At 75.4% G+C, this 26,215-nt stretch carries 29 protein-coding genes; 13 read left to right on the top strand and 16 right to left on the bottom strand.

Going from position 1 to position 26,215, the window contains the following annotated elements:
* Window positions 1-35: 35 nt before the first annotated feature.
* From ACFYUY_RS19330 to ACFYUY_RS19350, 5 genes are all read right to left on the bottom strand, one after another.
* Entirely contained in the window at window positions 36-1,319 is a 1,284-nt protein-coding gene (locus ACFYUY_RS19330) for a type III PLP-dependent enzyme (RefSeq protein WP_360211147.1), read from the bottom strand.
* 2 nt (window positions 1,320-1,321) lie between these two features.
* A complete protein-coding gene (locus ACFYUY_RS19335; RefSeq protein WP_360211149.1) occupies window positions 1,322-2,722 on the bottom strand; it encodes a hypothetical protein in 1,401 nt (466 codons plus the stop codon).
* Window positions 2,723-2,793: 71 nt separating this feature from the next.
* Window positions 2,794-3,726 (bottom strand): 3-oxoacyl-[acyl-carrier-protein] synthase III C-terminal domain-containing protein, encoded by a 933-nt coding sequence (locus tag ACFYUY_RS19340; RefSeq protein ID WP_387901920.1) that lies wholly within the window; start codon window positions 3,724-3,726, stop codon window positions 2,794-2,796.
* 181 nt (window positions 3,727-3,907) lie between these two features.
* Window positions 3,908-4,483, bottom strand: a complete 576-nt coding sequence (locus ACFYUY_RS19345) for a TrmH family RNA methyltransferase (protein WP_360211153.1) — start codon at window positions 4,481-4,483, stop codon at window positions 3,908-3,910.
* Window positions 4,480-5,124 carry a methyltransferase gene (locus ACFYUY_RS19350; RefSeq protein WP_360211155.1) on the bottom strand — a complete coding sequence of 215 codons (645 nt, stop codon included), beginning with the start codon at window positions 5,122-5,124 and terminating at the stop codon, window positions 4,480-4,482. Before ACFYUY_RS19350 ends, ACFYUY_RS19345 begins: the two co-directional genes overlap by 4 nt.
* A gap of 382 nt (window positions 5,125-5,506) precedes the next feature.
* Here ACFYUY_RS19350 and ACFYUY_RS19355 point away from each other — a divergent pair, with 382 nt between their 5' ends.
* Window positions 5,507-5,704: a hypothetical protein gene (locus tag ACFYUY_RS19355; protein ID WP_360211157.1), complete on the top strand. Its 198-nt coding sequence runs from the start codon at window positions 5,507-5,509 to the stop codon at window positions 5,702-5,704.
* A 31-nt stretch (window positions 5,705-5,735) separates the two neighbouring features.
* On the opposite strand, the gene ACFYUY_RS19360 is transcribed toward ACFYUY_RS19355, so the two are convergent.
* Both ACFYUY_RS19360 and ACFYUY_RS19365 read right to left on the bottom strand, forming a co-directional pair.
* Window positions 5,736-8,285 carry a lysylphosphatidylglycerol synthase domain-containing protein gene (locus ACFYUY_RS19360; protein WP_360211159.1) on the bottom strand — a complete coding sequence of 850 codons (2,550 nt, stop codon included), beginning with the start codon at window positions 8,283-8,285 and terminating at the stop codon, window positions 5,736-5,738.
* A gap of 116 nt (window positions 8,286-8,401) precedes the next feature.
* Window positions 8,402-9,106 (bottom strand): SDR family oxidoreductase, encoded by a 705-nt coding sequence (locus ACFYUY_RS19365; RefSeq protein ID WP_387902133.1) that lies wholly within the window; start codon window positions 9,104-9,106, stop codon window positions 8,402-8,404.
* A gap of 240 nt (window positions 9,107-9,346) precedes the next feature.
* On the opposite strand from ACFYUY_RS19365, the gene ACFYUY_RS19370 reads away from it, so the two are divergent.
* From ACFYUY_RS19370 to ACFYUY_RS19380, 3 genes are all read left to right on the top strand, one after another.
* Window positions 9,347-9,613, top strand: coding sequence for a UBP-type zinc finger domain-containing protein (locus ACFYUY_RS19370; protein WP_360211163.1), 267 nt, complete (start codon window positions 9,347-9,349; stop codon window positions 9,611-9,613).
* A gap of 158 nt (window positions 9,614-9,771) precedes the next feature.
* Window positions 9,772-10,044: a hypothetical protein gene (locus ACFYUY_RS19375; RefSeq protein ID WP_387901925.1), complete on the top strand. Its 273-nt coding sequence runs from the start codon at window positions 9,772-9,774 to the stop codon at window positions 10,042-10,044.
* A gap of 170 nt (window positions 10,045-10,214) precedes the next feature.
* Window positions 10,215-11,189 carry a sigma-70 family RNA polymerase sigma factor gene (locus tag ACFYUY_RS19380; protein ID WP_387901928.1) on the top strand — a complete coding sequence of 325 codons (975 nt, stop codon included), beginning with the start codon at window positions 10,215-10,217 and terminating at the stop codon, window positions 11,187-11,189.
* Here the strand turns inward: ACFYUY_RS19380 and ACFYUY_RS19385 are convergent.
* Window positions 11,097-11,432 (bottom strand): STAS domain-containing protein, encoded by a 336-nt coding sequence (locus ACFYUY_RS19385; RefSeq protein ID WP_387901931.1) that lies wholly within the window; start codon window positions 11,430-11,432, stop codon window positions 11,097-11,099. The genes ACFYUY_RS19380 and ACFYUY_RS19385 overlap by 93 nt on opposite strands.
* A gap of 204 nt (window positions 11,433-11,636) precedes the next feature.
* On the opposite strand from ACFYUY_RS19385, the gene ACFYUY_RS19390 reads away from it, so the two are divergent.
* Both ACFYUY_RS19390 and ACFYUY_RS19395 read left to right on the top strand, forming a co-directional pair.
* The gene (locus ACFYUY_RS19390) at window positions 11,637-12,074 is read left to right on the top strand and encodes an SRPBCC domain-containing protein (protein WP_360211171.1); all 438 of its coding nucleotides are present in this window, start codon (window positions 11,637-11,639) and stop codon (window positions 12,072-12,074) included.
* 107 nt (window positions 12,075-12,181) lie between these two features.
* Complete coding sequence (locus ACFYUY_RS19395) at window positions 12,182-12,673, top strand: NUDIX hydrolase (protein ID WP_360211173.1); 492 nt, start codon at window positions 12,182-12,184, stop codon at window positions 12,671-12,673.
* Between the two features lie 121 nt (window positions 12,674-12,794).
* Here ACFYUY_RS19395 and ACFYUY_RS19400 read toward each other — a convergent pair whose 3' ends face one another.
* From ACFYUY_RS19400 to ACFYUY_RS19415, 4 genes are all read right to left on the bottom strand, one after another.
* Complete coding sequence (locus ACFYUY_RS19400; protein ID WP_360211175.1) at window positions 12,795-13,544, bottom strand: Clp protease N-terminal domain-containing protein; 750 nt, start codon at window positions 13,542-13,544, stop codon at window positions 12,795-12,797.
* Window positions 13,545-13,647: 103 nt separating this feature from the next.
* On the bottom strand, window positions 13,648-14,388 hold the full coding sequence (locus ACFYUY_RS19405; RefSeq protein WP_360211177.1) for a tyrosine-protein phosphatase: 741 nt from the start codon (window positions 14,386-14,388) through the stop codon (window positions 13,648-13,650).
* A 194-nt stretch (window positions 14,389-14,582) separates the two neighbouring features.
* Window positions 14,583-15,314: a VC0807 family protein gene (locus ACFYUY_RS19410; RefSeq protein ID WP_387901936.1), complete on the bottom strand. Its 732-nt coding sequence runs from the start codon at window positions 15,312-15,314 to the stop codon at window positions 14,583-14,585.
* Between the two features lie 232 nt (window positions 15,315-15,546).
* Complete coding sequence (locus ACFYUY_RS19415; RefSeq protein ID WP_387901939.1) at window positions 15,547-16,239, bottom strand: hypothetical protein; 693 nt, start codon at window positions 16,237-16,239, stop codon at window positions 15,547-15,549.
* A gap of 310 nt (window positions 16,240-16,549) precedes the next feature.
* On the opposite strand from ACFYUY_RS19415, the gene ACFYUY_RS19420 reads away from it, so the two are divergent.
* The 4 genes from ACFYUY_RS19420 (at window position 16,550) to ACFYUY_RS19435 (ending at window position 20,773) form a co-directional block, all read left to right on the top strand.
* A complete protein-coding gene (locus ACFYUY_RS19420) occupies window positions 16,550-17,359 on the top strand; it encodes an RNA polymerase sigma factor (protein WP_360211310.1) in 810 nt (269 codons plus the stop codon).
* Complete coding sequence (locus ACFYUY_RS19425; protein ID WP_360211183.1) at window positions 17,356-18,411, top strand: hypothetical protein; 1,056 nt, start codon at window positions 17,356-17,358, stop codon at window positions 18,409-18,411. The genes ACFYUY_RS19420 and ACFYUY_RS19425 overlap by 4 nt, the downstream gene beginning before the upstream one ends.
* Window positions 18,412-18,820: 409 nt before the next feature.
* Window positions 18,821-20,347 carry a protein kinase gene (locus tag ACFYUY_RS19430; RefSeq protein ID WP_387901942.1) on the top strand — a complete coding sequence of 509 codons (1,527 nt, stop codon included), beginning with the start codon at window positions 18,821-18,823 and terminating at the stop codon, window positions 20,345-20,347.
* Window positions 20,348-20,404: 57 nt separating this feature from the next.
* Complete coding sequence (locus ACFYUY_RS19435) at window positions 20,405-20,773, top strand: VOC family protein (RefSeq protein WP_387901945.1); 369 nt, start codon at window positions 20,405-20,407, stop codon at window positions 20,771-20,773.
* Between the two features lie 21 nt (window positions 20,774-20,794).
* Here the strand turns inward: ACFYUY_RS19435 and ACFYUY_RS19440 are convergent, their stop codons facing one another.
* Window positions 20,795-21,778 carry a LuxR C-terminal-related transcriptional regulator gene (locus ACFYUY_RS19440; protein WP_360211189.1) on the bottom strand — a complete coding sequence of 328 codons (984 nt, stop codon included), beginning with the start codon at window positions 21,776-21,778 and terminating at the stop codon, window positions 20,795-20,797.
* Between the two features lie 159 nt (window positions 21,779-21,937).
* Here ACFYUY_RS19440 and ACFYUY_RS19445 point away from each other — a divergent pair, with 159 nt between their 5' ends.
* From ACFYUY_RS19445 to ACFYUY_RS19455, 3 genes are all read left to right on the top strand, one after another.
* Entirely contained in the window at window positions 21,938-22,249 is a 312-nt protein-coding gene (locus ACFYUY_RS19445; protein WP_360211191.1) for a hypothetical protein, read from the top strand.
* Window positions 22,250-22,440: 191 nt separating this feature from the next.
* The gene (locus tag ACFYUY_RS19450) at window positions 22,441-22,614 is read left to right on the top strand and encodes a hypothetical protein (RefSeq protein ID WP_387901948.1); all 174 of its coding nucleotides are present in this window, start codon (window positions 22,441-22,443) and stop codon (window positions 22,612-22,614) included.
* A gap of 284 nt (window positions 22,615-22,898) precedes the next feature.
* A complete protein-coding gene (locus tag ACFYUY_RS19455; RefSeq protein WP_360211195.1) occupies window positions 22,899-24,440 on the top strand; it encodes a hypothetical protein in 1,542 nt (513 codons plus the stop codon).
* 98 nt (window positions 24,441-24,538) lie between these two features.
* Here the strand turns inward: ACFYUY_RS19455 and ACFYUY_RS19460 are convergent, their stop codons facing one another.
* From ACFYUY_RS19460 to ACFYUY_RS19470, 3 genes are all read right to left on the bottom strand, one after another.
* Window positions 24,539-25,105 carry a potassium channel family protein gene (locus ACFYUY_RS19460; RefSeq protein ID WP_360211197.1) on the bottom strand — a complete coding sequence of 189 codons (567 nt, stop codon included), beginning with the start codon at window positions 25,103-25,105 and terminating at the stop codon, window positions 24,539-24,541.
* Between the two features lie 154 nt (window positions 25,106-25,259).
* Complete coding sequence (gene tatA / locus ACFYUY_RS19465; protein WP_360211199.1) at window positions 25,260-25,538, bottom strand: Sec-independent protein translocase subunit TatA; 279 nt, start codon at window positions 25,536-25,538, stop codon at window positions 25,260-25,262.
* Window positions 25,539-25,713: 175 nt separating this feature from the next.
* Window positions 25,714-26,076 (bottom strand): DUF202 domain-containing protein, encoded by a 363-nt coding sequence (locus ACFYUY_RS19470; protein ID WP_360211201.1) that lies wholly within the window; start codon window positions 26,074-26,076, stop codon window positions 25,714-25,716.
* Window positions 26,077-26,215: the final 139 nt, after the last annotated feature.

Below are 26,215 nucleotides of genomic sequence, written 5' to 3' on the forward strand. Positions count from 1 at the left end.
GGTCCGGTCCCGGCCGTCGGTCGGCCGGCGGGTGGTCAGTTCTGGTCGTCGCCGGCGGCGTAGAGCCGCTGGCGGCCGAGCATCGCCTCGACGTCGTCGCGCTCCCGGATCAGGTGCGCCCGCCCGTCCAGGACGAGGACCTCGGCCGGGTAGCCGTGGCTGAGGAAGTGCACCGGCGAGGCGGTCGGCCCGTACGCGCCGGAGCGCTGCACCCCGACCAGCTCGCCGGCCCGCAGCGCCGGCATCGGCACCTTCTTGCCGATCACGTCGTTCGGCGTGCAGAGCGGCCCGGTGATGTGCCAGGGCTCGGTGGCCGGTTCGTCCATCCGCTCCAGCGCGACCATCGGGAAGTTGCGCTTGACGTACGAGCCGATGCCGACCGCCGCCATGTGGTGGTTGGTGCCGCCGTCGGTGACCGCGAAGTTCTCGCCCATTGAGGTTTTGGTGTAGCGCACCCGGGTCACGTAGGTGCCGGAGGCGGCGACCAGGAAGCGGCCCAGCTCCATGATCATGCGGGTGTCGGGGTGCCGCTCGCGGAAGTCCGCGATCAGCGGGTTCAGCCCGGCGGTCAGCTCCGCGACGTCGAGGTCCTTCTCGTTGTCGAAGTAGGCGATGCCCAGGCCGCCGCCGACGTCGACGGTCTCCAGCGGGAAGCCCAGCTCGGTGGAGAGGCGCTCGGCCAGCTCCAGGATCCGGCGGGTGTTCTCGACGACCGACTCCTCGATCAGGATCCGGGTGCCCAGGTAGACCTGGACGCCCATCAGCCGGATGTTGGGGTAGCGGGTGGCGAGGTCCTTGCCCTCGGCCAGCAGCAGCTCCTCGTCGGTGCCGAACTGGCGGGGCTTGCCGCCCATGGTCAGGCCGGAGCCCTTCACCGAGAAGCTCGGGTTGACCCGCAGCGCGACCCGGGCGGTGATCCCGCGCTCCCGGGCCACCTCGTCGATCAGGTCCAGCTCGCCGATCGACTCGCAGACGATGGCGTGGATGTCCTCGTCCAGGCAGGCCGCCACCTCGCCGCGGCTCTTGCCGGGGCCGAGGAAGATGATGTCCTGCGGCGCGACGCCGGCCCGGCGGGCGGTGACCAGCTCGGTCAGCGAGGACACCTCGGCGCGCGAGCCCAGGTCGTGCAGCAGCGCGCAGACGGAGATGTTGGGGTTGGCCTTGAGCGAGTAGAAGATCTCCAGCGCCGGGTGCAGCGACTCGCGCAGCCCCTGGAAGCGGGTGGTGATCTCCTCGCCGTCGTACAGGTAGAGCGGGGTGCCGAACTCCTCGGCGAGCCCGGTGATCCCGAGGCCCTGGACCTCGAATGCGACGCTCACGGTCAGCTCCCTTCCGAATGCGCCGCGAGGCGGCGGGTGATGTCGGTGTCGATCGCCTCGATCTCCTCGTCGGAGGCGCCGACGAGCACGCCGTACAGCCGGCCCTCGAAGCCGTCCGCGCCGGTGCCCGCGGCGGCGTTCACCGTGGCGTAGTTGTTCACGAACAGGCCGCGCGGCCGCGGGCCCCGCTCGGTCAGCAGCAGCCCGTCCAGGAGCTCCGCGAGCTCGGCGAAGGGCAGCGGGCGGGTCAGCCGCAGCGGGAAGTGCCGGGCGACGGCGACCTCCTCGGCCCCGGCCAGGCCGCCCTCGTGCACCACGTTCTGGTACGTGGACATGTTGTTGCGGGCGTTGATCTCGATGACCGGGTACAGGCCCTCGTCCGGGTCGACCATCGCGTCGACGCCGACCACGCCGTAGTAGCCGTCGGCGGCGAGCCGCTCGCCCAGCCGCAGCGCGGTCGCGGCGATCTCGGCGACCTGGCCGTCGGTCAGCCGGGCCGGGATCCGGTGGCCCTTGTGCACGCCGCCCTCGGTGAGCAGCTCCTTGACGAAGTCGAAGTGCGTGGAGCCGTCCCGGCCGACCGTGAACTGGTAGTTGAGGTCGCAGCGCTTGGCGACCCACTCCTCGATCACCAGCGCGGTGCGCGGCGCGCCGCCCTCGGCCTTCGCGGCCTTCTCTGCCTGCTGGACGGCCATCCGGTGCAGCCGGGCCAGCCGGGCCGCGCTGTCCAGCACGACGATGCCCTTGCCGGACACGCCGAACGCGTCCTTCAGCACCACCTTGCGGCCGGCTTCGAGCAGTTCGGTGGCCGCGGCGACCGCCCCGGCCAGCTCCTCCAGCGTCTCGCAGGCCCAGCCGCGGGCCTGCCGGATGCCCAGCTCGTCGGAGAGCCGGCGGCTGTAGACCTTGCTGTTGACCTTCTTGCAGACCGCGGCGGACGGGGCGCCCAGCGCCAGCCCGGTGCGCTCGGACAGCTCCTCCTCCACGGCGGAGATGCCGTGCGCGGTCAGCCGGGCGCCCTCGGCGGCGACGGCGGACAGCGCGCGCAGCAGCGCCGGGTCGGCGAGGGCGTCCTCGCTGACGGTGCGCTGCGGGTCCTGGCCGGCCACCACGTGGACGGTGGGCAGTTCCAGCCCGAGGCCCTCCAGGTAGCCGCGGTAGCCCTCGTCCAGCGGGGTCTTCAGCACGACGTGGTCGTCCTTGCCGCCGAGCAGCAGCGCGAACTCGTCCATCCGGTTCACCACCGCGCTGCCCGCGTGCGAGGCGACCCGGGGCAGCGCGGGCTCACCGATCGCCCAGTGGTTCTCCACCTCGAAGTTGCCCAGGAACACCAGCGGGGTGTCCGCGGAGCCGGTCACGGCGCGCTTGAGGCGCGCGCTGAAGCCGGAGGACGGTAGATGCATGTCGACCTCGTCATTTCTCGTGTGCGCCCGCTCGGGCGGCGCGGCGCGGCGGGCTCAGGGCCTGGCGGCCCTCAGTGCTCGAAGACCATGGCGGCGAAGGTCGCTCCGAGCCCCACGCTGGTCATCAGGTAGCGGTCGCCGGGGCGCAGCCGCCCCAGCTCGGTGGCCTTCTGCAGGTTGATGAAGGGGTCGGCGCAGAAGCAGTGCCCGGTCTCGCCGATCAGGTCGAGGAAGACCTTCTCGAGCGGCAGTCCGAGCGCCTTGCACACGCCGATCCAGGACAGCCGGTTGACGTTGTGCGGCAGCACCAGCGCCAACTCGTCCAGGTGGCAGTCGGCCTCCTCCAGGGCGGCGCCGATCACCTCGCAGAGCCCCGGCCCGTACAGGTCCTGGAACTCCTTGGCGGCGGCGTCGCCCATGATGAACTCGTCGCCGAACTGGGTGTGGGTGCGGGTCGCGTAGCCGATCATGCGGTCGGATCCGGTGCGGTCCGCGCTGACCAGGAAGGCCACCGTCCCCTCGCCCATGACGGTGACGTCCGGGATGGACTGCGTCTGGGTGGTGCACGCCTTCTCCCCGGCCAGGACCAGGGCGAGCGCGTCCGGGTCCGGGTCGGCGGCCAGCAGGGTGCCGGCCATGTCCAGCGCGAGCAGCCCGGAGGCGCACGCGTGGTGCGAGACGACGAACCCCGCGGCGTGCTCCAGGCCGAGTTCGGCCTGGATCGGCTGCAGCGAGGTCATCGGGTACGGCAGCGGCGACGGCATGGTCCGGGCCTGCAGGACGTACTTGACGCGCTGTTCCTGTCCCCGCAGCTCGACCAGCTTGGTGGCGGCGCGCAGCAGCAGCTCGGTCTCGGTCGCCGCGGGGTCGCGGCACACCTCGGCGAGCCCGTAGAAGCGCTGGTAGCGCCGGAGCTGCACATCCGTCAGCTGGAGTTCCTGTTGGAAGCGGGCGATCGGGATGGTGTCGGGAAGACAGCTGGAGACTGCCGTGATCGACGTCATGCCAACTACAGTCGCGTGACGCGCTGACGCTTAGCTGACGCTGCGCTGACCACCCGCTCCGACGGCCGCCGCGGGAGGGCGCGGGCCGGGGCCGGGCCGGCGGATCGCGGCCGGGCACGACGACGGAGGGGCGGGCCTTCCGGCCCGCCCCTCCGGGGGTGTGACGATGATCCGCTCGGTGCTACTCGTCGTCGCCGAGGTCTCCGCCGAGGTCGCCGCCGTCCGGGGTGCCGCTGATCGCGTAGCCCTGGCGGCGGGCCTCGTAGCAGGCCACCGTCGCGGCCGCCGAGACGTTCAGCGAGCCGACCCGGCCCAGCTGCGGCACGAACACGACCTGGTCGCAGAGCGCGAGCGCCTCGGGCGTGATCCCGCGGTCCTCGTGCCCGAGCACGAAGGCCACCGCCGGGGTCAGCTCGGCGGCGAACATCGGCACCGCCTCGTCCGCCAGCTCCAGGCCGACCACCTTGAAGCCGTCCGCCTTCGCCGCCGCCACCGCCTCGGCGACCGTCGGGAAGTGCTCCACCTTGAGGTACTTGTCGGTGCCCATCGCGGCCTTCTGCGCGCCCGAGGAGCGCACCGACGGGGTGTCCCCGGTCAGGTACAGCTTCTCGGCACCCATCGCCGCGCCGGTCCGGACCACCGAGCCGACGTTGAACGGCGACTGCAGGTTCTCCAGGATGATCGCGAGCCGGAACTCGTTGCTGCGCCGCCACGAGCGGTGCAGGCGCTTCAGTTCGGTCCCGCGCAACTGCTTCACGACGACGTTCCCCGTCCACTCTCCGGCCCCTCGCCCGCCTCCGGGCGGGGCCGTGCTTCCAGAATCCGGAACCCGTTGACCGACGCGACGCGGGTGGTCGGGTAGCCCTGGTCGTTCAGCCACTTCTGCAGCGAGTCCGACCCCAGGTGCTTCTGCACCACCAGGAACGCCGAGCCGTCCGGCGTCAGCCGGCCGAGCCAGTGCGTGAGCAGCCCGCGCAGCGCGGCCTTGCCGATGCGGATCGGCGGGTTGGAGTAGATCGTGGCGAACCGCACGTCCTCCGGGACGTCGTCCGGCAGCGCCGCCTGGACGTTGCCCAGGCCGAGCGCCCCGGCGTTCAGCCGCACCAGCTCCAGCGCGCGCTCGTTCACGTCCACCGCCCAGACCGGGAGGCGCTTGCGCCGGCTCGCCCAGGTCAGCGCGATCGGGCCGTAGCCGCAGCCGACGTCCAGGATCGGGCCGCGCACCCGCGGCGGCGGGGCGTGCTCCAGCAGGATCCGGGTGCCCGGGTCGAGCCGGCTGCGGGAGAAGACCCCGGCGTCGGTGGTCAGTTCGAGGGTGAGGTCCGGGAGGGAGACCGTGATCGGCCGGCGCTCGCTGGCGACCTCGGGTGCACCGGTGAAGTAGTGCGAGCCGGACATGCTTTCCCCGTCGTTCGTAAGGGCCTCGGGGCCACCGGGTGGGTGTGGGTAAGCCCTTGGTACGGCACCGATCGTACCCCCGGCGGCCTGCGGCGCGTTCCGCCCGCGGCCCGCCCGCGGGGGGCCGGTACCCCGGCGCCGGTGCGCCCCGGGCCGCCGGTGGTGCCGTGCACCGTCGTGGCGGCGGCCCCGGGTGCGCGGCGCACCCCTCCCGGCGGCCGCTCGACCCCCTGCTCCGCGGGCCGGCCCCGGCCCGCCCGGCCGCCCCGGCAACACGCCGGACCGCCCGGGGCTTCGCGTCCGGCCGTCCGGCGGCGGATACTGCGAGTACCGCCATCCGGGCCCCGTGGGAGCCTCCGAACGAACAGTGAGGAAGGACGCCATGCCGCAGAATCACGAGGACTACCTGATCGACGAGACGGTCGAGACCGTCGAGCCCGACGACGACGCGGCCGAGGGGGACGAGTACGACGAGGTCGCCGAGCGGCGGGCCCTCGGCGCCGACCCCGCCACCGACGTCGCGGACGCCGCCGAGCAGAGCCGGGTCGTCCAGCTCGACGAGGACGAGTACCGCGAGTAGCCGGGCCTGGCGAGACGGGCGGCTACGGGCCCTACAGTGCCTTGCGGCGCTGCAGCCAGGTCATCGCCGCCCACCCCGGCAGCACCGGCAGGATCAGCGTCAGCAGGCGGAACATCGCCACCGCCGCCATCGCGCCGCCCTTCTCCATCGACGCGGTCTGCTGCAGCAGCGTGATCAGCGCGCCGTCCACCGCGCCGGCCCCGCCCGGGGTCGGCGCGACGTTGCCCGCGGCGTTGCCCACCAGGAACACCACCGCCACCGAGGCGAACGAGGGGGCCCGGCCGATCGCCCGGGTGCAGCAGTACAGGCAGGCGATCAGGCAGATCGACACCAGCAGCTGGCCGGTCAGGCCGACCGCCAGCCGGGTCGGGCTGCGCAGCAGGTCCAGCAGCCGGGGCAGCACCTCCGCGGTCAGCGGCCGCAACCGGGCCACCAGCCAGCGCCGGGCCGCCGGGACGGCCGACACCAGCGCCAGCAGGGCCGCCGCCCCGGCGAGCCCGCCGACCACCGCGGGCAGCGCGTCCAGCTCCGAACCGCCCGGCTGCAGGTCCAGCAGGTAGACGAAGGCGCCCAGCTGCAGCAGGTGCAGCACCAGGCCCATCAGCTGCCCCACCCCGACGCTGGACAGCGCCTGCGCGGTGGGGATCCCGGCCCGCTGCAGCAGCCGGGTGTTCAGTGCCACGCCGCCGACGCCCCCGGGCGACACCAGCTTCACGAACGCGCCGGCCAGCTGGGCCAGCACCGCGTTGCGGAAGTCCAGCCGCTCCGGCACGAACCCGACGAACCCCATCGCGGCCGTCACGTGGCTCGCCGCGGCCGCGACCAGCGCCAGCGCCAGCCAGGCCGGGTCGGCGTCCGCCACCGCCGCGATCGGGTTGTCCTCGGCGGCGAACAGCTGCGGGATCAGCAGCCACCCGGCCACCACCCCGCCGACCACCGCCAGCAGGGTCCGCGGCCGCAGCCGCTCCAGCCGCACCGGCCGGCCCACCGCCTGCGGCCGGGCCCGCAGCACCTCGGCCCGGATGGCGTCCAGCAGCCCGCTGCCGGCCGCGGCCGGCGCCGGCCCGTCCCCGGCGTCCGTCTCCGCGGCGGCCGGGGCTGGCCCCGCCCCGGCCCGGTCGGCCTGCTTCAGGGCCTGCCGGGTGGGCAGGGCCAGGGCGATCGGCTGGAGCAGCGGGAGGGCGGCGGCGACCGGGTCGGGCCCGAGGACGGCGATGGCGCTGCGGACGGAGCGGGCGGCGCCGGTGCGCAGCGCCAGGGTGGTGAGCAGCTGGGCGATGTCGCAGTGCAGGACGAGTTCGCTGGCCGCGATGTCGCCGTCGGCGAAGTCGACGAGGTGCACCGCGCCGTCGTCGTCGACGAGCAGGGAGGACGGCACGAGGGCCCGGTGGGCGATCTCCCGGCGCTGCAGCCGGGCGAGCTGCCGCCAGGCCTCGGCGAGCAGCTCGTCGGTGATCTCCGGCTCGGCGAGCTGGTCGAGGGTGCGTCCGGGGAGGTGCTCGTAGGCGATCAGCGCGGTGTCGTGGCCGAGCCCGGCGGTGGCCGCGATGCGGCGGGTGCGGACGCCGGCGGCGAGTGCCGCGTAGGTGACGAGCGCCTCGTGCTCGAGGCCGGTGCGGGGCGAGCGCAGGGCCCGCGGGTGCGGGGCGGTGCGCAGCCGCAGGCGGCGCCAGGCGCGTTGCACGGCGGCGGCGGTGACGGCCTGGCGCTCGAGCAGCAGGACGTCGAGGTCGGGCCTGCCGTCGGCCTGGTGGACCAGGTGGTGGTCGGGTGCCACGGCTCGGGCCCCGGTGGGGCGCAGACCGCTCTCGCGCAGGGCGCGCAGGATCTCCCGCGGGCCGGGCAGCGGGTCGGGGGTACCGACGGCGTAGAGGGTGCCGTGGGCACCGGTCCAGCCGAGCAGCAGGCCGAGCAGGAGGGCGGTGGGGGTGGCGTAGCCGCCGGCGAGCCCGGCGAGGCCGGAGACGGCGAGGACGGCCCAGGGGGCGCGGCGTTCGCGGCTGCCGGAGGCCGTCATGAAGGCGAGGACGGGGGCGAGGTACCCGTAGACGGGCTCGGTGTGGCCCGGGACGCCGTCGGGCAGCGGCTGGGTGAGCGCGGCCAGCAGGGAGGGCGGGGCGTGCGCGTCGGCCCACAGGTCGACGCCGAGGGTGGCGCCGTAGGCGAGGACGGCGGCGAGCAGGCCGTCGGAGACCTGCTGCAGGGCGCGTCGCCGGTCCGGGCCGAGCAGGCGGCGGGCGGCGAGGACGACCGGCAGCAGGAGGACCGCGGCGGTGGTGAGGCCGTTGGCCAGGTGGGCGAGCGGCCGGGGCACCAGGGCGGCGGCCTCGGCGACGTCGGCGGCGATGCCACCGGTGGTGGCGCGGGCGTAGTCGGCGAGCAGCAGGGTGACGGCGACGGCGAGGAGCCCGGTGAGGAGCCGGATCAGGGCGACGGGCTGCCGGATCCGGCCCGACTCGGACACCGCCCGGCTCCGGCCGCCGCCGGTGCGTCCGGGTATGCCCCGGCGCGCTGCTGTGGGCGCCTCGGCGGTCGTGCCCCCGCCGGTGTCGCCGCTCGTACTCCCCGTCACGATCGCCACGGGTGGCATGGTCCCACGCCATCCGTGCCGTCCGGGACCGGAAGCCGGCTTCCGCCCGGCCGCGGGGCAGGCGCGGCCGGGCCGCTTCCGCCGGCCGCCGCCGGGCCGCCCGCCGGTCAGGCCTGCCGGGTCGGCAGGGCGACGAGGTGGCGCAGGTTGACGTGCCGGGGGCGGCTGACGGTGTAGGCGATCAGGTCGGCGACGTCCTCGGCGGTCAGCGCCGGTATGGCGGCGAACATCCCGCCGAGCTGCTCGCGCAGGTCGGGGTTGTCGATGTGGCCGCCGAGCTCGGTGTCGGTCAGCCCGGGCTCGACCGCGCTGACCCGCACGTCGCGCGGGCCGAGCTCGCTGCGCAGGGCGGCGGAGAGCTGGGTGAGCGCGGCCTTGGTGGCGCCGTAGACGGCGTAGTCGGGGAAGACGACGTGCGAGGCGATCGAGGAGACGTTGACGAGGTCGGCGGTGCGGCCCTCGGCGGCGGCCGCGGTGAGGTCGGCGCTGAAGGCGCGGACGATCCGCAGGGCGCCGGTGAGGTTGGTGTCGACCATCCGGGTCCACTCGTCGATCCGGCCGTCGGCGAGCGGGTTGGGCAGCATCACCCCGGCGTTGTTGACCACCAGGTCGACCGGCCCGTAGGCGGCGTGGACGGCCCGGGCGGCGGCGTCCACGGAGGCCTGGTCGGTGACGTCGGCGGTGACGGCGAGGGCCTGCCCGCCGGCGGCGGCGAGCTCGGCGGCGAGGGCGTCGATCCGGTCGGTGCGGCGGGCGAGCAGCGCGACCCGGGCGCCGCCGGCGGCGAGCAGTCGGGCGGTGGCGGCACCCATGCCGCTGGCGGCTCCGGTGACGACGGCGGTGCGGGCGGCGAGGCCGGGGTGGTTCACGGTGGCTCCTGGACGGGGTGTTCGGGTGGGCGCCGTCCACTCTGCGCGGCCCGCCGCGGTCCACCCAGGGCCCTGGTCCTCCCCGGTCCGCCGGACCGGGGGTCCGGCAGGGCCACCCTGGCGGTTCACCCGGACGGGTGTGTCCCCGGCCCGCCGGGCGGGCGCCGTCACTACCCTGCCAGCATGAGCGCCTGCGAAGACCTCGCCGCGGCACCCCAGGACATCGCGCCCCTCCCGCCGGCCGGCGGCTGCGCCGACTGCCTGGCCCAGGACCGCCGGGACTGGGTGCACCTGCGGATCTGTCTGGACTGCGGGCACGTCGGCTGCTGCGACTTCTCGCCGCAGCGGCACGCCACCGCGCACTTCCACGACACCTCGCACCCGGTGATCCGCTCCTTCGAGCCGGGCGAGGACTGGCGGTGGTGCTTCGTCCACGAGGTGATGGGCTGAGCCGCAGCGGGGCGCCCCGCCCCGCCCGCCGCCCAAGGCCCGCCCGCCGCCCGCTCCCGGTGGCGGTCGGGGACGATCCGGATAAAATCCGGACAAGACGCCCGTGCGGCCCCTGGCCGACATCCGTCCGGCCGGTGACCGCCGAAGGGAGGCCGACGATGACCAAGCGAACCCCGGGCAGTACCGCCAAGCTCCGCCAGGGCACCCAGGAACTGCTGGAGCGCCGGGGCATGGCGAACCCACCGAGCAGGCTCGCGCCGCGGTCGGGCGGCGGGGCCGCGTCCTCCGCCACCACCGGGTACACCGCCCCCGACGCCTTCCGGCACGGCGGGCGCGACACCGCCACCTCGGCGCCGCACGGGGCCCCGGCGATGCACGCCGAGCTCAAGGGCCACCGGCACCGCGGTGCGGAGAAGCACTCCGCGCACTGAACCGCGGCGACGCCCCGCGGCCGGGGGCGGGCGGAGCCGTCAGGCCCCGGCCGCCCCCGCCGTCCCTCCCGGGCCCGCACCGCCCCCGCCGTCCGCCGGGCCGGCTGTCGGTGGCCCGGGGTACCTTCGACGCGATCGAGCAGTGCGGGGCGGGAGGACGGGGGCACACCATGGCCGACGTGATCACGGAGGAGCCGGTCGAGCTCCAGCTGGAGCGGTACCGGACGGAGCTGACGGGCTACTGCTACCGCATGCTCGGCTCGGTCTTCGAGGCCGAGGACGCGGTGCAGGAGACGATGGTCCGCGCCTGGCGCGGTCACCGGGGCTTCGAGGGCCGGGCCGCGCTGCGCTCCTGGCTGTACCGGATCGCCACCAACGTCTGCCTGGACGCACTGAACGGCCGCCGGAACCGGGCCCGTCCGATGGACCTCGCCGGGCCCGTCACGGTGGCGACGGCGAGCGAGACCCAGCTGCCCGAGGCGACCTGGATCGGCCCCGCGCCGGACGGCAGGGTGCTGCCCGAGACGGGGGACCCGGCCGAAGTGGCCGCCCAGCGGGAGTCGGTGAAGCTGGCCTTCGTCGCCGTCCTGCAACGGCTCGCGCCCCGGCAGCGGGCCGTGCTGATCCTGCGCGAGGTGCTCGGCTGGAAGGCCGCCGAGGTGGCCGAACTGCTCGGCGTGACGGTGGCGTCGGTGAACAGCGCGCTGCAGCGGGCCCGCGGCGTGCTCGCCGGGGACGCGGCCGCCCGTCCGGCGCCGGACCTGGACGACGACCACCGCGCGCTGCTGGACCGCTACGTCCGCGCCTTCGAGGCCTACGACATGGACGGCCTGGCCGCGCTGCTGCACGAGGACGTCACGCTCAACATGCCGCCGTTCGCGATGTGGCTGTGCGGGCGGGAGGAGATCCGGGCCTGGATGCTCGGGCCCGGCCACGGCTGCCGCGGCTCCCGGCTGCTCCCGGTCACCGCCAACGGCGGCCCGGCCTTCGCCCAGTACCGGCCGAGTCCGGCCGGCGGGCACGAGCCGTGGGCGCTGATCGTGCCGGAGGTGTCAGCGGGCCGGATCACCGGGTTCACCAACTTCCTGGACACCGACGTGCTCTTCCCGCTGTTCGGCCTCCCGCCCCGGCTGGACGCCGAGTAGCGCCGTCAGGCAGGGCGGGTCGGCGGCCGCCGGCAGCAGCGCCGCGAGCCCGCTGAACGCGAGCAGTTCGCGCAGCGGGCCGCCGGCGTTCCGCAGCACCACGCCCACGCCGTGGCGTCCGGCGGCGAGCCGGAGCCGGGCCAGGGCGTCGACGACGGCCAGGTCGGGCGCGTCCAGGGCGCCGAGGTCGCAGACCAGGGCTCGGTCCGGCCGGTCGGCCGGGGTGTTCCGGGTGTTCTCCATGCTGCTTGGACCGGTCCGGCGGCCCCGGCTCATCGGTGTGCGCGGAAGTTCCGGCCGGGCCGGCCCGGCCGAAGGGTCTCCGGGCGCCGTGCGAGGCCTCCCCGAAGAAAGTTCCGCGGGGAGCGATGAGTTCGCGGCGCGGCCCCGGTCCACCCCTGTGGAAGCGCCACCGAGGGCGCCGTGACGAGGAAGAGGACCGACACCATGACCGAGAACCCGAGCGAGCTGACCATCACCCGGGAGCTGCCGGCCACTCCGGACGCCGCCTTCCGCGCCTACGTCGAGCCCGAGCAGTTCGTCCGCTTCTGGGGCCCGGTCGGCACGCACGTCGAGCCGTCCACCGTGACCATCGAGCCGCGGGTGGGCGGGCGTTACGACAGCACCCTGACCATCGACGCGACCGGCGACGAGTACCCGATGCGCAGCCGGATCACCGACATCCGCCCGGGCGAGCTGATCGCCCTGGTCGAGGAGGGCGTCGGCATGAGCTCCACGCTGACCTTCCGGGACCTCGGTGACGGCCGCACCGAGGTGGTCCTGCACCAGACCGAGGTGCCCGCGATGTACTGCGGCCCGGAGGCCCGGGCGGGCCTCGACTCCAGCTTCGACCGGCTGGTCGAGCACCTCGCCGCGCGCGGCTGACCGGCACGGCCCCCGCCGCTGCCCGTCGGCCCACCGGGCCACCGGGCCGGCGGGCGGGTGGTGGCAGAGTAGGCGGTCCGAAAGCCCCGTGCCCGAGGAGGACCGCAGTGACGGCTGAGCCCTTGAAGTCCCGCGAGGAGTGGTTGGCCTCGCTGCCCCGGATCTACGCCGCGGCCGGCTGCCTGCTGCGCGACGACTCCGGCCGGATCCTGATCGTGAAGGCCGGGTACCGCGAGCACTGGCAGTTCCCGGGCGGGACGATCGACCTCGGCGAGGGCCCGGTCGAGTGCGCCGTACGGGAGTTGGAGGAGGAGACCGGCATCGTGAAGGAGGCCGGCGCCCTGCTGGCGATCTCCTGGACCCATCCCTCGGCCGAACTCGACCACCCGGCCGAGCACTTGATGTTCGACTTCGGCACCGTCCCGGACGGCACCCCGGTGACCGTGCCGGCCGGTGAGCTGGACGAGCACCGCTGGGCGCCGCTGGACGAGGCCCTGGAGCTGCTCGGGCCGGCCCGTTCGGCCCGGCTGCGGGCGGCTCTGGAGGCGTCCGTCGACGGCCGGGTCCGGATCGTCACCACGCACGTCTCCGGTTTCTGAGGAGCGCGGCGGAGCGCGGCGACCGGGCCGGGCGCCGCGCGGCGCGGCGGGCCGCACCGGCGGGCCCGTGCGGCCGACTGCCGGCCCCCGGGCGGGAGTTCCGCCCGGGGGCCGGTCCGGGTCACGCCTGCTCGGCGTTCCGGGCGGCGATGAAGGCGGCGACGGCCTCGGCGGTGAAGGTCTCCGCCTCGGACTTGTCGACGCTCAGGCCGGCGAGCACGCCGGCGCCGTTCTCCAGCTCCAGCAGGGCCAGCAGGATGTGCTCGGTGCCGACGTAGTTGTGTCCGAGCTTGAGCGCCTCGCGGAAGGTCAGCTCCAGCACCTTCTTGCCCTGCGCGTCGTACGGGATGAGCGCCGGCACCTCGGCGACGGCCGCGGGCAGGGCGGCGGTGGCCGCGGTCCGGACGGCCTCCGGGCCGACGCCCTGGGCGGCGAGCGCCTTGACCGCGAGGCCCTCGGGCTCGGCGAGCAGCCCGAGCAGCACGTGTTCGGCGGTGATCTCGGCGTTCCCGGCCCGCCGGGCCTCCTCCTGGGAGGCCATCACGACGCTGCGGGCCCGGTCGGTGAACCGGCTGAAGCCCTGGTTCGGGTCCAGGTCGGAGGGAGTGCCCGGGTCCTTGGGGACGAAGCGCTTCTGGGCGGCCTGCTTGCTGACGCCCATGCTGCGGCCGATGTCGGTCCAGGACGCGCCGGAGCGGCGGGCCTGGTCCACGAAGTGGCCGATCAGGTGGTCGGCGAGGTCACCGAGGTGGTCGGCGGCGATGACCGCGTCGGAGAGCTGGTCGAGCGCGTCGGGGTGGACCTTCTTGATCGCGGCGATCAGGTCGTCGAGGCGCAGGGGAGTGGTGCTGGGAACGACGGAATTCTCCATGCGTCAACCGTAGGTTGTCGACGCCTCATCGTCAACCATCGGTTGACGATGAGGCGGGAGGGGTTCCGGAGTCGCGGAAGCGGCGCGGTCCGCCGGGCGGCTGCTACTCGGCGGGCAGCAGGCGGGCCCGGACGGCGGCGACCTCGGCGGGGGCGGCCCCGGCGGCGAGCAGGTAGCCGGCCGGGTCGAAGTCGCTCAGCGCCGCCTCCAGGGCGGCCTCGGCGGTGGTGCCGGCCCCGGCGAGCACCGCGTCGATCCGGTCGTACTGGTCCGGGAGGCCCAGCATTCCGTACAGCGGCCGGACGTTGGGGCCGCTGATCAGGTAGTCCTCGACGATCGCGGCCCGCTCGACGCCGGCCAGGGCGAGCAGCAGCAGGGCCGCCAGGCCGGTGCGGTCGCGGCCGGCGCCGCAGTGCACGACCAGGCCGCCGGGGCGGGCGCCGGCGACGGCCGCGACCAGCGCGGCGGCGGCGTGCGGGCAGTGGTCCAGGTAGGGGCGGAGCGCGAGCGGGGTGCCGTCCAGTCGGCCGTAGGCCTCCCACCAGGCGGGGCCGGCCAGTTCGTCCAGCGGGACCCGGATCAGCTCGACGCCCTCGGGGAGCGGGAGGAGCGGCTTGTACTCCTCGGTGTTGCGCAGGTCGACCACGGTGCGGACGCCGTGGTCGAGGAGGGCGTCCCAGCCCTCGGCGGTGAGGCGGTCCAGGTTGTCCGCCCGGACTATCGCCCCGCGGGCGGTCGGTCGGCCGGAGGCGGTGGGCAGGCCGCCCAGGTCGCGGACGTTCAGGCAGCCGTCCCAGACGAGGGTGCGGTCCTCGGCGGTGGTCAGCGCGCGCGTCCGGCTCATGGGGTTCCCCGATTCCTCGACGGGGGTCCCGTTACCCCCTCGTTATGTAAGGACTCCCGGGAGATCCGGATGGTTCCTCGGCGTTCGGATCGCCGGCATCCGGCGTTCAGGACGCGGCGGGCGGTGCCGGGTGGTGCCGGGTGGTGCGGTCCGGGGCCGGGTCGGGGCCGGGTCGGGGCCGGGTCGGGCGGCGGTCAGGCGGCGGTCGGGGCCTCGGCCTCGGCGATGACCAGCTTGGCGATCGGGTCGGTGGCGCTCTGGCCGAGCACCGAGCCGGCCGCGATCGCACCGACCAGGAACACGGTGGACAGCCAGGCCATGGTCGACACCGGCAGGGTGAAGGCGCCGACCACCCGGGCCGCGCACTCGGCCAGCAGCGCGGTGCCCCAGATCCCCGCGAACACCCGCTCGTGGCGGCGGAAGGCCCGGGAGCCGGCCGCCGCACCCCCGGTCAGCCGGTGCCAGGCGGCGGTGCGGTCCGCCCGGCCCCGGGTGACGAAGGGCATCAGCATCGGGGTCATCACCGACCGGCCGACCAGCCCCGAGAAGAGGATCGCCAGCGCCACGGTGCCGCTCAGCGCACCGTCCTTGGCGATCATCAGCCGGGCGTCGCCGGTGACGAAGGTGAGCGCCAGACCGGCCAGGTTGACGGTGAGCATCAGCGCGGCCCACAGGTTCAGCCGCCGCTCGCGCAGCAGGCCGAGGACGGTCCGGGCGGCCGGGATGGTGCTGCTCCAGGCCAGCGCGGCGAACTCGCTCAGGCCGCAGGCCGAGTGGAGCAGGAAGTAGCCGGCCAGCGGGGCGGCCACGTCGAGGGCGAGCGGGCGGAGCCCGGAGAGCAGCGGGTTCGAGGCCCGGGCCGCGGGAGCGGCGGCGACCGGGGCGGTGGTGGCGGTGGTGGCGGCGGTGTTGACGGGCTGGCTCACGGTGGGTTCCTCCCCGGCTCGGCGGCCGCGGGCCCCTGCCCGCGTCGTGCCTCCAGTCTTTCCGTCCGACCCTCCGTCAGAGCAGTGCCGTCCGTTGCGGGATCCGTGTGACAGCTGTCATGGTGCGGCCCGTGACGACCCGTCCGACCTGCGGGTTTCCCGGGGTGCGCCGAGTGCGGGGAGGCCGCGGGGCGTGCCCCGGCAGCGAGCCCCCGGGCACGCGCGACACGGCCTAACCCCGGTGGGGGAAGGCCCACAGTTCGCGACCCCGGGTGTCCAGGCAGCGGACGGTGCGGTAGCGCTCGTCCCCGGCCGAGAGGAAGCCCCGCGCGACGCCCTCCAGGACGGTCCGGGAGACGGCGTCGCCCCGGGTCCAGGCGCCGGTCAGGACGAGCTCCCCGGCGATCAGCTCGGCGCGCTGCACCCGGGCCACCGAGGCGGTCAGCAGGGCGGCGTTGACGTCCTCCAGCCCGGCGCGGGAGAGGTAGCCCTCTCCGGTGCCGTCCCGGTCCCGCGCCGCCCGGTGGCGCAGCTCCGGCAGGCCGTAGCGGCGGACGGCGGCGACCGCGTCCTCCAGCACCAGCGGCCAGCGCGGCCCGGGCAGGACCTGCCACCAGACGTCCTCGCCGACCGGCAGCACCTCGCCGATCCGCGCCCGCCAGACCTCCAGGCCGTACCGGGTGCGCGGGTCGGGCCGGTGGTCGGGGAGACCGGCGGCGGCCCAGTCGGCCCGGCGGACGGCACTGAGGTCGAAGGTGAAGGAGGTCCGGTCGGCGGAGGGGCGTTCCACCACGCCCAGCAGCAGCCAGTGGGTCTCGTCCGGCAGGGCGAAGGTGCGGCGCCACCCGCGCAGTCCCAGGGCGCGCAGGCCGGGTGCGAGGTGGTGGCGCAGCCCCTCCGCGTGGAGCTGGTGGGCGGTGGTCATCGCGGGCGTCCCTGCTGGTCGTCACTGCTGGTGGGGGCGGCCGGCCCGGCCGCCGGCCCGGGCGCGCGGCGGCGCGGGGGCGGGCGGACGGAGGGGCGGCGCGGCGGCCGGTCGTCGAGGCGGTCCGGGCGCGGCGGTGCGCACGGCGGCTCCGGGGCCCGACCGGGCCCGGACTGCTTCGCCCACGGACAACGTAGGCGGCGGAGGGCCTCCGGGGCCGCGGGCGAAGGGCGGCGGCCGACGGGACCTTGGGCCCGGCGGCCCGTGGTCCTTCGACCGGACCCGGACCCGGTCGCCCGGATGGCGCATGATGTGGCGGGTGCAGAGTGCAGAGCGCCCCGGAGCGGGCACCGACAGCCCCGTCGGCCGGTCCGGACCAGTCCCTTCCGCCGGCCCACCACCCGGCGGGCCCGTCGCCCCCGTCGATCTGACCGAGGCCGTCCGGGCCGCGCAGGCGGGGGACGAGGACGCGTTCCGGCTGCTGTTCCGGACGGTCCAGCCGGGCCTGCTGCGCTACCTGCGGGTACTGGTCGGCGGGCGTCCCGAGGACGCCCAGGACGCCGAGGACATCGCCTCCGAGACCTGGCTGCAGATCGCCCGCGACCTGCGCGGCTTCTCCGGGGACGGGGACGGCTTCCGCGGCTGGGCCGCCACCGTGGCCCGCCACCGCGCGCTCGACCACCTGCGCGCCCGCCGCCGCCGCCCGGTCACCGACCTGCCCTTCGAGTACCTCGCCGAGCTGGCCGCCGGGGACGACACCGCGCGCGCCGCGCTCACCACCGTCGGCACCGCCGACGCACTGGCGCTGATCTCCCGGCTGCCGCGCGACCAGGCCGAGGCCGTCCTGCTGCGGGTGGTGATGGAACTGGACGCCGAGAGCGCCGCCCGGGTGCTCGGCAAGCGGGCCGGCAGCGTCCGGATGGCCGCCCACCGGGGGCTGCGCAAGCTGGCCACGCTGCTGGAGCAGCCCTTCGCGGCCGGTACCGGCATCCCGGCCGCGCGGGCGGCCGCGGAGCCCGCCGAACGACCCGCGGGACGGGCCGCGGGGCGGTCCGCGAAAAAAAGTACTGCGCAGGGTGTGACAGAACGCCGGGCCGCGACGCTGAAGGACATGAGATGAGCACCAACCGATCCCGTCGGATCGACCGTGACACGGCCGAGCACCTGCTCGGCGGTGCCGTGGGCGGCCCGCCGGCCGGGCAGGACGCCTCGCTCACCGGACCGGACGGCGGTCCCGGGGCAGTCGCCCGGGTCCTCGCCGCGGCCGCCGCCCCGGCGACGGTCGACGAGCTGGCCGGGGAGGAGCACGCCCTGGCCGCCTTCCGGGAGGCCCGTCTCGCGTCCGACCCCGTAGTGACCGCACCCGTCCGGAGACGATCGATGGCGACCGCCACGCTGGCCAGGGCCTTCAGCACGAAGGCCGTTGCCGTCGTGCTCGGCGCCACGGCGCTGTGCGGGGTCGCGGTCGCCGCCGGCACCGGGAACCTGCCGTCCCCGCTGGGCGGCCCCGCCGAGCCGGAGCACATGCTCGCCACCGGCGGCGGCAGCGCGTCCGGCCACCCGTCCGGCACCCCGCCGCGCAGTGCCGCGCCGGCCGGGGCGTCCCCGCGCCCGTCCGGCACCGGCCCGTCCGGTGCCCCGCAGCAGGTCGCGCCGTCCACCGCCCCGGCGCCCGGCGCCCCCTCCGCCGGTGCCGACGGACGCGGCGCCCGGCAGGTCCCGCCCGCGCTGGTCCCGCTCTGCCGCGGGTTCGCCGACCGGACGGGCAAGGGCGAGCGCTCGCGCCAGCTGCTCACCGACCCGCTCTACGCCCCCCTGGTCGCGGCGGCCGGCGGGGCGGAGAAGGTGGCGGAGTACTGCGCGGACGGCGCCGGGAAGCAGGGCGACGACGACCACCAGGGCGCCGCCCCGCAGCCCCGCGACCCGGGCCGGGCGGTGCCGAGCCCCGGCGCCGGCAAGGGCGGCAACGACAACACCAACGGAAACGACAACGCCAACGGCAAGGGCAAGGGCGGCACGGACGCCGGCACCAACGGCGGCGACGCGGCCAAGCAGCCCGGCAGGGCCGGCGGCACCGCCTCCACGGTGCCGGCCGTACCGGTCGTGCCGGACGCCCGCCCGAGCCCGGTCAAACCGGACCGGCCCGAGGACGACCAGTCGGGCCGGCGGTAACCCCCCGGACTCCGGGTGGGCGGCGGGCGAATCCCCCCGGGCCCGCCGCCCACCCGGATCGCACCACCCGCACCACCCGCAGGACCTGCAGTACCCGCAGTACGCAGGACCACCCGAAGACCCCGGGTGGCCGGTCGGCTCCCCCGTGCCCACCGTCCACCCGGCCGGCCCCGGCCGGACCGGCAGGCGCATCACCCCGGACGCGCCGCCGGCCGGCCGGCCCGGAACGTGCGGCCCGCCCGCCCGCAGTCAGGGCGGGCCGCACCCCCCGTGCCGGCGGCCGGGGGACCGCTGCCCGGTCCCCCGACCGCCTCCCCGCCCCCGGCGGGGCGGTCCGGCCGGGCGGCTATCGTGCACGGGTGCACGAGGCGGCCCGGAACCCCGGGCACGGCACGTGAGGGGAGCTCCAGTGATCGGACGGGCGCTGAACGGGCGTTACGAACTCGTCGAGATACTCGGCGTCGGCGGCATGGCCACCGTCTGGCGCGGCGTGGACCACGTGCTGGGCCGGCAGGTGGCCGTCAAGGTCCTCAACGGAGGCCTCGCCGACGACCCCCGCTTCGCCGAGAGGTTCGGCCGGGAGGCGCAGCACGCCGCGATGCTGGTGCACCCGAGGATCGTCATGGTCTTCGACTCCGGCGTCGACGAGGGCACCCCGTTCATCGTCATGGAGCTCGTCAACGGGCGTTCGCTCGCCGCCGTGCTGGCGCAGCAGCCGGCCCTGCCGGTGGAGCGGGCCGTCGGCATCGCGGCGGCGGTCTGCGAGGCGCTGGCGGTCGCGCACGCGGCCGGGCTGGTCCACCGCGACATCAAGCCCGGCAACATCATGATCACCGACGACGGCGGCGTGAAGGTCGTCGACTTCGGCATCGCCCGGGCCGGGTCCTCCAGCAACCTCACCCAGACCGCGAGCGTGCTCGGCACGGCCGCGTACCTGTCGCCCGAGCAGGCCACGGCCTCGGCGCTGGACGGCCGCACCGACCTCTACGCCGTCGGCTGCGTGCTCACCGAGATGCTGACCGGCGCGACCCCGTTCACCGCCGAGAGTCCGGTGGCGATCGCCTTCAAGCACGTCGGCGAACAGGCGCTGCCGCCGTCGGCCCGCCGCCCCGGTCTGCCGCCGGCCCTGGACGCCGCGGTCCTGCGGCTGCTCGCCAAGAAGCCCGCCGACCGGCCCGCGGACGCGGCCGCGGCGCGGTACGAGCTCCTCTCCACCGTGCCCGGGCTCGCGGTCGGCGACCCGACGACCGAACTCCTCGCCACCGCCGCCGCCACCCAGCTGCTCCCGCCCGTCCCGGCGGCGAACGCCGACCAGCAGCACACCACTCTGCTGCCGCCGCAGGCCGCGGCGCCCGCCACCTCGCTGATGGCCCCTGTCCCGGCGGCCCCGCCGGCGCCCGCCGCCCGCAGCCGGCGCCGGCCGCTCGTGCTGGGCGCCCTCGGGGTGGCCGGGCTCGCCGGGGTCACCGCGCTGGCCGTCACCGCCTTCGACGAGCCGGCCGGCCACGCGACCCCGGCGGCCAAGCCGCCCGCGGCCACCGCCTCCGCCCGCCCGACGGCCGCGCCCACCCCGACCCCGACCCCGGCGGCGCCCACCACCCCGGCCGCCCTCCCGACCACGGCGGCCCCCGTCGTCCCCCGCAACCAGGCCCCGGCGCTCCAGCTCAACGCCTTCCGCCAGGCCGTCGCGCAGGCCCAGGTCGGCAAGGACCGCGACCGCCAGGTCGAGCTGCTGCGGATCCTCGACGACGCCTCGGCCCGCCTCAACGAGGGCTCCCCGGACGACGCCGCCCAGGAGCTGAAGGACGCCCAGAAGGTGATCCGCGACATGGCGAAGAAGCACGCCATCGACCCCGCGACCAACGCCAACTGGAACGCCCGGCTGTCGGCCCTGCTGATCACCCTGCACGCGACGGCCGGCGACCAGAACGACTGAGGGACCGGCTGAGGGCCCGGCGCCGCAGGGGTGCTGGCGGGCCGTCACAATGGCGGGATGCTGACTCTCGGATCCGTCGTCCTCGGTGTCTCCGACATGCCGCGCGCGGTCGCCTTCTGGACCGCGGCGCTCGGCTACCGCGCGCGCGACGGCGAGGTCGGGGCGGACTGGACGGTGCTCGTCCCCGCCGCCGGCGGCGGCGTGCAGATCGCGCTGGGCGTCAGCGAGTCGCCCGTCCAGGAGCACCCCCGGGTGCACCTGGACCTCTACGCCGGCGACGCCGCCGACCAGGCCGCCGAGGTCGAGCGACTGGTGTCGCTCGGCGCCCGGCGGGTCGACTGGGACAGCTACCCCGAGGACCCGGACTTCGTGGTGCTCGCCTGCCCCGAGGGCAACCGCTTCTGCGTCATCGACACGAGCCGCTGACCGCGGCGCCGCGGGACCGTCTCAGAGCCAGCCGGCCTGGGCGGCGCGGACGCCGGCCTGGAAGCGGCTGCGGGCGTCGAGACGCTCCATGAGGTCGTTGGCGATGCGCCGCGCGGTGCGCGGGGACACACCGAGGCGCTTGGCGATGGCCTCGTCGGTGTGGCCGTCGGAGAGCAGGGTGAGGGCGGTGTGCTCCTGCGGGGTGAGGCCGTGCTCGTCGGGGGCGGCGGCGTCGCCCAGGGGCTGCGCGCCGGCCCAGACGGTCTCGAAGAGGGCGCACAGCGCCGTGAGCATGCCCTCGCCGCTGAGGACGACGGCGCCGGCGGCGGTGTCGTCGCTCTGGACCGGGATGACGGCCGTGGAGCGGTCGACGACGATCATGCGGGTGGGGAGCGCCGGGACGGTGCGGACCTGGCCGCCGTGGGTGGCGAGCCAGTTGACGTAGTCGACGGTGTGCGGGCTGTTGCGCACGCTGTCGAGGTAGACGGTGCGCATCCGGATGCCGCGGGACAGCAGGTCCTGGTTGAGCGGCTTGGCGGCCTCGATGTTCTCGGGCTTCTGGGCGCCGTCGGGGGAGAAGGTCATCACCTCGTGGCGCATCTCGCGGGTGAGGGCGGAGAGGCGGTCCCGGATCCGGTCGAGGCCGACGAGGTGCTCGACGTCGGGGTGGGCCTTGGTGGGCCGCAGGTCGGCGTACTCGGCGATGAGCTGGGCGGCCGCGGCGCGGGAGGCCTCGATGCGCAGCTGCTGGGCCGCCAGCTCGGCCTGCTGGCGGGCCATCAGGATCTCCATGCCGACGTCCGGGGAGACGGCCCGCAGCTCGCCGGGGCGTTCGGCGGAGGGGCGCAGCAGGGCGAGCTCGCTGAGCAGGTCGAGGGCGTTCCTGACCTGCTCCTCGGTGAGTGAGAGCCGGGTGCACAGACCCTCCACCCCGTCGTTCGGATGGGCGAGCATGGCCCGGTAGACCGCCTCCGAGGCGGTGTCCAGCCCCAGCGTCGTCAGCATGTCCAAACCCCCGTGATGGACTCGTGTTCGAAGCGTAGACGATCATTCCACAGCGGGTCGGAGGGGTGCCACACCGCCCGGTGGACGGTTTCGGCCAAGGACGGGAGCGTCCATGTTCGGCCCCTGTGCATCGTTTGCCGGGTTCGGCACGCTCGTCGTATGTATCTCGTTCATGCCGTACTGCGGCCCGTGTCCCCGGGGCTGGCGCTGCCCTCCGACGCCCGTGAGCTGCTGCGCGGAGAGGTGTGGCCGGAGGACCGGATCGAGCACCTCGTCGTCCACCCGCACCCGGGCGCGGATCCGGTGCTGGGCGTCTACCTGCTGGCCGACCGGCTGGAGGACGCCGAGGCGCGGACCGACCGCTTCTGCCACCGGGCGCTGACCGCGCTCCCGCAGTTCGCGGGCTGGCGTGCGGCGCGCGGCGCCGCGCCGCTGCTGGCGCCCTTCTACGAGCGGCTGCTGGGGCTCTGAGACGGGCCCTGGCCGGAACGGTCCAGGGACGTTTCCGGCCAGCCGGATTCCCTTCCACTGCCGCTGAGCTGCGACGAAGCTAGTGATCGCCGCCAGGGAGCACCGCTCCGGACGGCGCCGGAGGATCCGTCACCGCGGGACGCGACCACCGGACCCACCCAGCCGTCGCACCCGTAGAAGAGGACACCGTCATGCTCCGCACCGTCATCGCCAAGGCCGCCGCGGTCGCCACCCTCGCCCTCGCCCTGGCCGGTCTGGCCCCCGCCGTCGCCACCGCCGACGCCGGCAGCGCCACCACCGCCACCAGCACCACCGCCGGCGTCTCCGGCGCCCCCGTCGTCGCCTACGACATGATCTGGGGCTGATCGAGCCCCGCCCTGCGCAGCGCCGTCCGGGCCGTTCCGCCCGCCCGCTCCGCGTAGTGCCACCCTGCCCACCCCGCCCGCGCCGCCCGGCCCGGGCCGTTCCACCCCGGCCCCACGGGCCGCCGCACCCCGCCGCACCGGCTGCTCCTGCAGGGCAGCCGCCCGGCCGCGGCCCGCACGCCCTCCCCCCTCCGGCGGTTCGACGCCGCCGTCCGCTCCCGCCCGGTCGCGGGGGAGCACCACCGAAGAACTCTGACCCGATCATGACCATCAAAGGATCCGTCGTGTCCCGTCGCGCCCTCTCCCGCTCCCTCGCCATCGGCCTCGCCGCCGTCTCCGCCTCCGCGGTGTTCTCCGTCATGCCCGCCCAGGCCGACACCGTGGTCGCCTCCTGGCGGACCCCGACCTCGACCGGCACGCTCGGCAACGGCGCCGCCCCCGGCGGCACGGTGACCCGCAGCCAGGCCGTGGCCCGGGCCCAGGACTGGGTGAACAAGGCCGTCCCGTACAGCCCCAACGGCCTGGTCAGCCCGTACGGCTGGTGGGCCGACGCCGAGACCGGCGGTCGCTACCGGCAGGACTGCTCCGGCCTGGTCTCGATGGCCTGGCAGCTGACGGACAGCCTGAACACCAACTCGCTGGTCAACGTCTCCACCCGGATCGGCCTCGACGACCTCCAGCCGGGCGACGCCCTCAACAACATCGACACCCACACCGCGCTCTTCGTCGGCTGGACCGACGGCTCGCACAACGCGGCCAACATCATCGAGGAGTGGAGCCGCTCCGGCCCGACCCGCGCCCGGGTGATGAACCGCAGCGAGATCAACAGCCGGCACTTCTACGCCTACCGCTACAACCGGATCGCGGACGACTCCGCGCCCACGGTCAGCAAGACCAAGGGCCAGTTCTTCCACGGGACCCGCAACGCGGACGGCACCTGGACCGGCCTCGGCGCGCTCAACGGTGTCGCCACGGCCCCGCAGTTCAACGGCACCGAGGAGGCCATCGCGGCCGCGCCCGACGGCTCCTCGCAGGTGGTCGGCATCGGCCTGGACGGCAACGTCTACCACACCGTCCGTTACACCAGCGGCAGTTGGCAGCCCTGGGGTGCCCTGACCGACTTCAACGGCAAGCAGATGGCCGCCAGCCAGGTGTCGATCGCGGTCGGCCCGGACGGCTCGGCCCAGGTGCTCGCCGTCGGCGCCGACACCGTGCTCTACCACGCGATCCGCAGCGCGAACGGCTCCTGGAGCGCCTTCCAGCCGCTCGTCCTCAAGGACGGCTCCCCGATGAAGGCGGGCCGGGTGTCGATCGCGGTCGGCCCGGACGGCTCCTCGCAGACCCTGGCGATCGGCGGCGACGGCGTCGTCTACCACACCGTCCGCGCCGCCGACGGCTCCTGGACCCCGTTCCAGCCGGTGCTCGGCACCGACGGCGGCCCGGTCCACGCGTCCGACGTCTCCATCGCCGCCAACCGCGACGGCTCGGCCCAGCTCCTCGTCATCCCCGGCGACGGCAACGTCTACCACGAGATCCGCCGCTCCGACGGCAGCTGGACCGGCTTCGCCCCGATCGACGGCGTCGGCACCCCCACCATGGCGGCCAGCCAGGCCTCGATCACCATCACCCCGGACGGCACCGCCCAGGTCCTGGCCATCGGCAACGACGGCAACGTCTACCACCGGAGCCGCAACTCGGACGGCAGCTGGACCGGCTTCGCCCCGATCGCCGGCGCCTACGGCGCGAGCACCTTCAACGCCCAGCGCGTCGGCATCGCCGGCATGCCGGACGGCTCCGCCCAGATCCTGGTCACCGGCGGCCGCTGACCTCCACCGGCCCCGCCCGCCCCGTCGGCGGGCCCACCGGCACCGCCCCGCGAGCCCCGCCCGACCAGGGCGGGGCTCGCCGTCGTCACTCCGGGTCGTCACCCCCCGTGACGCCGGCCGCGCCGGGGCCGCCCGCCCGTCCCCTGGGCGATCCGGCTCTCCACGTTGCTGCGGACCGCCTTCGACAGCGTCCCGGCGGCCGCCGCGAGGAAGACGAAGTTGTAGGCGATCTGCATCGTCACGATGAGCCGCGCCGTCTGCCCCGCCGGGGTGATGTCGCCGTAGCCGACCGTCGCCATGGTGACGACCGTGAAGTACAGCGCGTCCAGCCGGGTCTCCAGCCCCGCGAACTCCGACTTGTGACTCCCCATCACGTAGTACGTCGCGGCGAAGATGGTCAGCGCCATGCAGATCAGGAAGATCAGCCAGACCACCGGCCGCTTGGCCGTCCCGCGCATCACGCCGGCCATCTTGGCCAGCAGCAGCCAGGTCATCCCGGCCACCGCCGCCGCGAAGAAGGTCCAGCTCACCACCGGTCGGCGGTTGCCGAACCACTCCAGCGGCAGGGTGAAGTACCCGACCATCAGCAGTGTGAACGCGAGGAGCAGATAGGACCAGGCCCGCAGGTCGACGGGCGCGGGAGGCGGCAGCGGGTTCTCGGACATCCCGCCCAGCCTGTTCCGCCGGGGCCTCCGGCGCCCGCCGGGCTGCTCCGTCCGGGTCGGGCCCTCGGGCCGGGCGCCGTGCGGGTCACCGTACGACGAAGCCCCCGGCGCCGTCGTCGGACGGTACCGGGGGCTTCGGGGGCGAGTGCGGGACTCAGGCGGTCGTCTCGGGCCGCTTCGTCTCGGTGGCCTTGGTCACGTTGGTCGGCGTGACGGCGGGCTGGGGGGCGGCCGTGCTCTGCGCGGTGCCGGCGGCCTGTGCGGCGTCCGCCGGGGCGTCCTCGTCGCGCAGAGCCTTGGTCTCCGCCTTCAGGATGCGCATGGACTTGCCCAGGCCACGGGCCATCTCCGGCAGCTTCTTCGATCCGAACAGCAGGACCACGACCGCCAGCACCACCAGGAGGTGCCAGGGCTCAAGACCGTTCCGCAGCATCCCTGGCCACCGGTCCCTTCTTGTCTAGAGTCACGAGGTGGGCTGTTGCCCGTGCTGGCCAGTATGCCTGGCACTGACGGCGAACGGATACACCGGCCGGGAAACGCTGGCCGAAAACCAGGTGCCGTTCGAGCGGAACGCAAGCGTCGTGTGCGTCGCCGACGCGGCCGCGGGGTCAGCCGGAGTAGCCGATGATCAGCCCGCACAGCACCGCCGCGACCACCGCGACCCCGGTGGACAGCACCAGCAGCACCCGGGTCCGCGGCAACGGCGCGCCCGCCCGCATCGCCGCCTCCACCTTCGTCCACCGCTGGTAGGCCGTCAGCCCCAGCACCGCGCCGCCGAGCGCGCAGACCACGGCCAGGGTGACCCGCAGCGGCTCCGGGGCGATGTCGGGGGTGAGCTGGTCCACCGCGATGCCGCCCGCGAGCAGGCCCAGCGAGGTGCGGATCCAGGCCAGGAAGGTCCGCTCGTTGGCGAGCGAGAAGCGGTAGTCGAGCGGTTCCCGCTCCTCGTCGGCCTCCCCGGGCTCCGGCATCACGGCCTCCTCGCGCTCCTCGCGCCCACTGCGCCAGAGCCTAGACCGCCCCGCCCCGGCCCGCCTTCCGCGGTCCGGCGGCCCGGTCCGGCGGTCGGGGCGGCGGTCGGGAACCGTCGGGAGGCGTACCGCGGCTGCC

It is taken from the genome of Kitasatospora sp. NPDC004745 (assembly GCF_042873275.1).
GTDB lineage: Bacteria > Actinomycetota > Actinomycetes > Streptomycetales > Streptomycetaceae > Kitasatospora.

Excerpts from the sequence above, each read along its gene's own strand:
- ACFYUY_RS19425 (WP_360211183.1), top strand. The coding sequence starts at position 17,356 with ATGAGCACCAACCGATCCCGTCGGATCGACCGTGACACGGCCGAGCAC.
- ACFYUY_RS19445 (WP_360211191.1), top strand. The coding sequence starts at position 21,938 with ATGTATCTCGTTCATGCCGTACTGCGGCCCGTGTCCCCGGGGCTGGCG.
- tatA (WP_360211199.1), bottom strand. The coding sequence starts at position 25,538 with ATGCTGCGGAACGGTCTTGAGCCCTGGCACCTCCTGGTGGTGCTGGCG.
- ACFYUY_RS19400 (WP_360211175.1), bottom strand. The coding sequence starts at position 13,544 with ATGGAGAATTCCGTCGTTCCCAGCACCACTCCCCTGCGCCTCGACGAC.
- ACFYUY_RS19405 (WP_360211177.1), bottom strand. The coding sequence starts at position 14,388 with ATGAGCCGGACGCGCGCGCTGACCACCGCCGAGGACCGCACCCTCGTC.
- ACFYUY_RS19470 (WP_360211201.1), bottom strand. The coding sequence starts at position 26,076 with ATGCCGGAGCCCGGGGAGGCCGACGAGGAGCGGGAACCGCTCGACTAC.
- ACFYUY_RS19380 (WP_387901928.1), top strand. The coding sequence starts at position 10,215 with ATGGCCGACGTGATCACGGAGGAGCCGGTCGAGCTCCAGCTGGAGCGG.
- ACFYUY_RS19420 (WP_360211310.1), top strand. The coding sequence starts at position 16,550 with ATGTGGCGGGTGCAGAGTGCAGAGCGCCCCGGAGCGGGCACCGACAGC.
- ACFYUY_RS19340 (WP_387901920.1), bottom strand. The coding sequence starts at position 3,726 with ATGACGTCGATCACGGCAGTCTCCAGCTGTCTTCCCGACACCATCCCG.
- ACFYUY_RS19415 (WP_387901939.1), bottom strand. The coding sequence starts at position 16,239 with ATGACCACCGCCCACCAGCTCCACGCGGAGGGGCTGCGCCACCACCTC.
- ACFYUY_RS19440 (WP_360211189.1), bottom strand. The coding sequence starts at position 21,778 with ATGCTGACGACGCTGGGGCTGGACACCGCCTCGGAGGCGGTCTACCGG.
- ACFYUY_RS19355 (WP_360211157.1), top strand. The coding sequence starts at position 5,507 with ATGCCGCAGAATCACGAGGACTACCTGATCGACGAGACGGTCGAGACC.
- ACFYUY_RS19460 (WP_360211197.1), bottom strand. The coding sequence starts at position 25,105 with ATGTCCGAGAACCCGCTGCCGCCTCCCGCGCCCGTCGACCTGCGGGCC.
- ACFYUY_RS19370 (WP_360211163.1), top strand. The coding sequence starts at position 9,347 with ATGAGCGCCTGCGAAGACCTCGCCGCGGCACCCCAGGACATCGCGCCC.
- ACFYUY_RS19350 (WP_360211155.1), bottom strand. The coding sequence starts at position 5,124 with ATGTCCGGCTCGCACTACTTCACCGGTGCACCCGAGGTCGCCAGCGAG.
- ACFYUY_RS19435 (WP_387901945.1), top strand. The coding sequence starts at position 20,405 with ATGCTGACTCTCGGATCCGTCGTCCTCGGTGTCTCCGACATGCCGCGC.
- ACFYUY_RS19385 (WP_387901931.1), bottom strand. The coding sequence starts at position 11,432 with ATGGAGAACACCCGGAACACCCCGGCCGACCGGCCGGACCGAGCCCTG.
- ACFYUY_RS19365 (WP_387902133.1), bottom strand. The coding sequence starts at position 9,106 with ATGGGTGCCGCCACCGCCCGACTGCTCGCCGCCGGCGGCGCCCGGGTC.
- ACFYUY_RS19450 (WP_387901948.1), top strand. The coding sequence starts at position 22,441 with ATGCTCCGCACCGTCATCGCCAAGGCCGCCGCGGTCGCCACCCTCGCC.
- ACFYUY_RS19335 (WP_360211149.1), bottom strand. The coding sequence starts at position 2,722 with ATGCATCTACCGTCCTCCGGCTTCAGCGCGCGCCTCAAGCGCGCCGTG.
- ACFYUY_RS19375 (WP_387901925.1), top strand. The coding sequence starts at position 9,772 with ATGACCAAGCGAACCCCGGGCAGTACCGCCAAGCTCCGCCAGGGCACC.
- ACFYUY_RS19390 (WP_360211171.1), top strand. The coding sequence starts at position 11,637 with ATGACCGAGAACCCGAGCGAGCTGACCATCACCCGGGAGCTGCCGGCC.